Below are 5,542 nucleotides of genomic sequence, written 5' to 3'. Positions count from 1 at the left end.
GATAGACGTACGTGATCGATCTGGCCTATTTTAACACTGCGCACTTTAATTTCTGTTTTACCGGCAATAATACCTTCAGCTTGCGGCATGGTGATATAAATAGTGGGCCCTAAATTCGCCTGATATTGATACAACATCCATAATCCCACTAACAGGGCCACAACGGGGATGATCCAAATAGCAGAAATTTTCGGTGTGTTTGAAATATTAGCGGTTTCTGTCATGAGCGTTCTCTGCATTATTATTTTTAGGTGAATCCCACAATAAGCGTGGATCAAAGGCATGCGCGGCCAGCATTTGGCATATTACCATAGCGGTAAAAAACACGATGCCTAAACCTGGGGTCACCGACATTAAATTACCTAACTGTACCAAAGCGACTAATATAGCCACCACAAACACATCTATCATAGACCATTTACCTATAAATTCAGTAAGTTGATAAATTCGTGTATAACCTTTTGTATGTTTATTAGTAGGCTTTGCCACCATAAAGCATAAAAAGCTTAATACCAAAGCCTTTGCCAGCGGCACCACTACACTGGCTAAAAATATAATCGCCGCAATAGGGTAGGAGCCACTTTGCCATAAGGTGATCACCCCACCAATTAAAGTCGACGGCGTTTCATCGCCCAAACTAATAGTGTGCATAATCGGTAAAACGTTAGCCGGAATATAGCAAACAATGGAAGTAATTAGCCATGCGGCCGCTTTTTGTACACTATGCGGGTTGCGCACATAGGTTTTACTATAGCAACGGGTACACACTTCAGCGGTGCACAGTTGCTGGCACACCTGGCAGGCCTTAATGTTTTCGTCAATGGCGCGTTTGGCATGCTCTGCGGCTTCAAGTAATTGTATTGGCTTTATTTGTGCCCATAGACGCGGATGGTTTACGTTTGCCAGTGTTGCAATATAAAGCACCACAAAACACGCATAGGCCCAAAAGCTAATACCAAAGCTAATGTCTGCCAGCGACATGATTTTAACCATGCTCACCAGTACCCCAATTAAAAATATTTCAGACATGATCCACGGCTCAAGGGCTAACGTAAATTTAAGCAATCGGCGACCTATTGCCTCGGGCAGGGTTTTTAATACCCCTAAGTGCAACGGGATCAAAATGACTAACAGGCTCATTGGTAAAATGATAATACTCAAATCTATAAATAAGCCGAGCAGTTCACTGTCGTAGTTAAATAAAATACGCGCGGCATCGGGCAGGGTAATGGTTTGTGTTATGCCGCTGCTGCTAAAGGAAATAAAGGGGTAAAACATGCCACTGAGTAGCATTAATAGCGCACTTACGCTCAGCGCCACCACGCGACTATCGCGATTAACATCACCGGCACTGAGTTTATGCTGACATTGTGGGCACAGCGCGACTTCGCTGTTGCTAACACGAGGAATGTTAATGATTAGGTCGCAGCACGAACAGACAGTTTGCAATGGTTAAACCTAATGTAAATGAAATTCACTCGATTTTGCTATAAATAAACAGTAAATACAATTAGCTTGCAGGGTCAAACGCTAAATTTAGCAAGCTATCAAGTGGCAGATTTAGGTTAACCATTACACAACACTGGCAACGGTTAACCTAGATACAAGGGAAAAAGTTTACTAAGGCTTAATCAAATAACGCCACGGTTTGGCGGGTTAACGCAATCAGCTCTCCTGATTGCGACCAAATGCAGCCATCTTCTAAGCCATAACCATCTTTTGCATGATGGGTTATCGCTTCAAAACCCAGCCATTCACCCGGGGTAAGTTGAGGCGCTTGTACAAACTCTAAATACCACGACATGCTGCTGGCAGGCGCCGGTTGTTTAAACATTTGCAATAGTGTGGGCGGCCACGCATCGGTTAGGGCGATCACATGTGCTTCGGTGATTACCGTTGGCGTGTGTTTAAAGCGCATCCAGCCGCCTAAATGTGAACTTTCGGCGCTACTAAATGGCATCGCCCCTTGCTGTGGGCATAAATCAACATGTTGAAAAAACTCCGGCATCTGCCCTGCTACAAAGGGCAGCATGTGACGCTCGTCAACGGGGTGTAAACTTAGTGATTTGGCAACAGGCACCTTGATTGCTGAATTGCGCTGACTAGCAAAGCAGGCCTGCACGATGACACACACTTGGCCATTTTGCACCGCTTTTGCCAATACTTGGCTACTGCTTTTGCCTTGACGCAGTATTTCCACCGTTAAAGAAAATGGTGTGTCGGCCAACAGTGGCCCGACAAAATTAGTGCTTAAAGATAATAGTCGGCGCTCATTGCCTATTTGTGCGCGCATGGCTTGGTACAGTAATGCAGCAGATAGTCCACCAAATGCAGTGCGCCCTTGGCACCAGTTAGCAGGAAATTGCATTGTTGTGGCTGTGCTTGCGTCGGCTGCCGTGCCGGATAAATTAGCGGCTTGTTCAAGCAAATGGTCAAAATTCATTATTTTGGCTGTCCTTAAAAAGAGTAGTTGATAAATTTATATCACACCCATACATATCAGACCAGTAGTTAAAAGTCAGTGCAAATGGGCATATCCTGCTCATAACAGACAAATTTTGTGCAGTATTGTGCCCTTTTATTAAATAAATCAGAAAAAATGAAATTTTTTTCATTTTTACAGTTGAATTAAGTTTGCAGCATCCCTATTAACTAGTCATCGAACGTATTAACGAATATTGAAGTTGGAGAAATTTCATGGGTAGAATTATTGGAATCGATTTAGGTACTACAAACTCTTGTGTTGCGGTACTAGATGGCGACAAAGCACGTGTTATTGAAAACGCGGAAGGCGATCGCACAACACCATCAATCATTGCTTACACGCAAGACGGCGAAACATTAGTGGGTCAGTCTGCTAAGCGTCAAGCAGTGACAAACCCGACAAACACCTTATTTGCAATCAAGCGTTTAATTGGTCGTCGCTTTGAAGACGAAGAAGTACAACGCGATATCGGCATCATGCCTTTTAAAATCATCAAAGCAGATAACGGTGATGCATGGGTTGAAGCAGGCGGCGAAAAACGCGCTGCACCACAAATTTCAGCAGAAGTACTGAAAAAAATGAAAAAAACGGCAGAAGACTTCTTAGGTGAAGAAGTAACTGAAGCGGTTATCACAGTACCTGCATACTTTAACGATTCACAACGTCAAGCAACAAAAGATGCGGGTCGTATTGCGGGTCTTGAAGTTAAACGTATTATTAACGAGCCAACTGCGGCAGCACTTGCATACGGTATGGATAAAAACCGTGGCGAAAACGTTGTGGCAGTATATGACTTAGGTGGTGGTACTTTCGATTTATCAATTATTGAAATTGATGAAGTTGAAGGCGAGCACACCTTTGAAGTATTGGCTACAAACGGCGACACGCACTTAGGTGGTGAAGATTTCGATAACCGTGTAATCAACTACTTAGTAGCTGAATTCAAGAAAGATCAAGGTTTAGATTTAAAAACTGATCCACTTGCAATGCAACGTGTTAAAGAAGCAGCTGAAAAAGCAAAAATTGAACTATCGTCAGCACAGTCTACCGAAGTTAACCTTCCGTACGTAACGGCTGATGCGACTGGTCCTAAGCACATGAACGTGAAACTAACACGCGCTAAGCTTGAGTCACTAGTTGAAGACTTAGTAACTAAATCACTTGAGCCACTAAAACGTGCTTTAGCTGATGCAGACTTATCTGTAAGCGACATCAACGACATTATCCTTGTTGGTGGCCAAACACGTATGCCTTTAGTACAAAAAACAGTAGCGGATTTCTTTGGCAAAGAGCCACGTAAAGACGTTAACCCTGATGAAGCAGTAGCAGTAGGCGCGGCGATTCAAGGTGGTGTACTAGCGGGTGACGTTAAAGACGTATTATTACTAGACGTATCACCATTATCGCTAGGTATCGAGACAATGGGCTCAGTAATGACACCATTGATTGAGAAAAACACCACGATTCCAACTAAGAAATCGCAAACGTTCTCAACCGCTGAAGACAACCAGTCTGCAGTAACGATTCATGTTCTGCAAGGTGAGCGTAAACGTGCTAGCGACAACAAATCTCTAGGTCAATTTAACCTAGAAGGTATTCGCCCTGCACAACGTGGTACACCACAAATCGAAGTAACGTTCGATGTGGATGCGGATGGTATCTTACATGTATCGGCGAAAGATAAAGATACCGGTAAAGAGCAAAAAATCACTATTCAAGCGTCTTCAGGCTTAAGCGATGAAGAAGTTGAAAAAATGGTACGTGATGCAGAAGCCCATGCTGAAGATGATAAAAAATTCGAAGAGCTAGTAGCGGCACGTAACCAAGCAGATGCATTGGTACACGGTACACGCAAGCAAATCGAAGAAGCAGGCGATGCATTGCCAAGCGAAGATAAAGAAGCGATTGAAGCTGCAGTAGTTGATCTTGAAGCCGCAATTAAGAGCGACAAGAAAGACGAAATTGAAGCTAAAACACAAGCGCTTGCTGAAAAATCGCAAAAGCTAATGGAAATTGCGCAAGCGAAAGCGCAACAAGGCGGCGCTGATGCAGGTGCACAACAACAATCGGCGTCACAAGACGACGACGTAGTTGATGCAGAGTTCGAAGAAGTGAAAGACGACAAGAAGTAATTGTTGCTAACGCTTCTAGCTAACTTAAACAGCATGACTAAGTTAGATGTTTAAGTTAGGGTGAACAAATGAGGCGCGCAGGCTACAGCTTGACGCGCCTTTTGCGTGTAGAATAGGTTCAAATTCAATGATAAATCGATGCGATTTATCGATTTATCCAACAGCAGTGGCTGTTAATAGCAAAGAGTAGTGTGATAGATATGTCAAAACGCGATTATTACGAAGTCCTCGGCGTAAGCAAAGATGCCAGTGAGAGAGACATTAAAAAAGCGTATAAACGCTTAGCGATGAAATATCATCCTGACCGTACCGCAGGCGATAAAGATCTCGAAACGAAGTTTAAAGAAGTTAAAGAAGCTTACGAAGTATTAACCGACGATCAAAAACGCCAAATGTATGACCAATATGGTCATGCCGCCTTTGAACAAGGTGGCGGCGGTGGCCACGGTGGTTTCGGTGGCGGCCATGGCGACTTTGGCGATGTGTTTGGTGATGTGTTTGGTGATATTTTTGGTGGCGGCGGTGGCCGACGTCAATCTCGTCAGCAACGTGGATCTGACTTACGTTACAACATGGACCTGACGTTAGAAGAAGCGGTTCGTGGTAAAGAAGTTGAAATTAAAATACCTACTTGGGTTGGTTGTGAACCCTGTGATGGTAGCGGTGCAAAACCTGGTTCTAAGCCTAAAACGTGTACTACCTGTCATGGGGCGGGCCAAGTACAAATGCGCCAAGGCTTTTTTGCCGTGCAGCAAACCTGTCCAACGTGTCAGGGGCAAGGGCAAATTATTTCAGATCCTTGTAACAGCTGTCATGGTCAAGGCCGTGTTGAAAAAACCAAAACGCTGTCGGTTAAAATTCCTGCGGGCGTGGATACCGGTGACCGTATACGCTTAACCGGTGAAGGTGAAGCGGGTATGCATGG

Annotated in this window: 4 protein-coding genes and 1 pseudogene; 2 read left to right on the top strand and 3 right to left on the bottom strand. The window is 44.1% G+C overall.

The window, feature by feature from the left end:
• From ABYB02_RS14020 to ABYB02_RS14010, 3 genes and pseudogenes are all read right to left on the bottom strand, one after another.
• Positions 1-224 (bottom strand): annotated as a pseudogene (locus ABYB02_RS14020) (mammalian cell entry protein); the annotation flags it as partial.
• Entirely contained in the window at positions 208-1,449 is a 1,242-nt protein-coding gene (locus tag ABYB02_RS14015; RefSeq protein WP_372763039.1) for a PqiA/YebS family transporter subunit, read from the bottom strand. The pseudogene ABYB02_RS14020 and the gene ABYB02_RS14015, both read right to left, overlap by 17 nt.
• A gap of 178 nt (positions 1,450-1,627) precedes the next feature.
• Positions 1,628-2,443 carry a thioesterase family protein gene (locus ABYB02_RS14010; RefSeq protein ID WP_372763038.1) on the bottom strand — a complete coding sequence of 272 codons (816 nt, stop codon included), beginning with the start codon at positions 2,441-2,443 and terminating at the stop codon, positions 1,628-1,630.
• Positions 2,444-2,697: 254 nt separating this feature from the next.
• Here ABYB02_RS14010 and dnaK point away from each other — a divergent pair, with 254 nt between their 5' ends.
• Both dnaK and dnaJ read left to right on the top strand, forming a co-directional pair.
• A complete protein-coding gene (gene dnaK / locus ABYB02_RS14005; protein ID WP_372763037.1) occupies positions 2,698-4,617 on the top strand; it encodes a molecular chaperone DnaK in 1,920 nt (639 codons plus the stop codon).
• Between the two features lie 200 nt (positions 4,618-4,817).
• On the top strand, positions 4,818-5,542 hold a 725-nt coding region (gene dnaJ / locus ABYB02_RS14000; protein WP_372763040.1), incomplete at its 3' end, for a molecular chaperone DnaJ.

The organism is Pseudoalteromonas sp. (assembly GCF_041613455.1).
In the GTDB taxonomy this organism is placed as follows: domain Bacteria; phylum Pseudomonadota; class Gammaproteobacteria; order Enterobacterales; family Alteromonadaceae; genus Pseudoalteromonas.
This window is presented reverse-complemented; position numbering and strand designations above follow the sequence as displayed.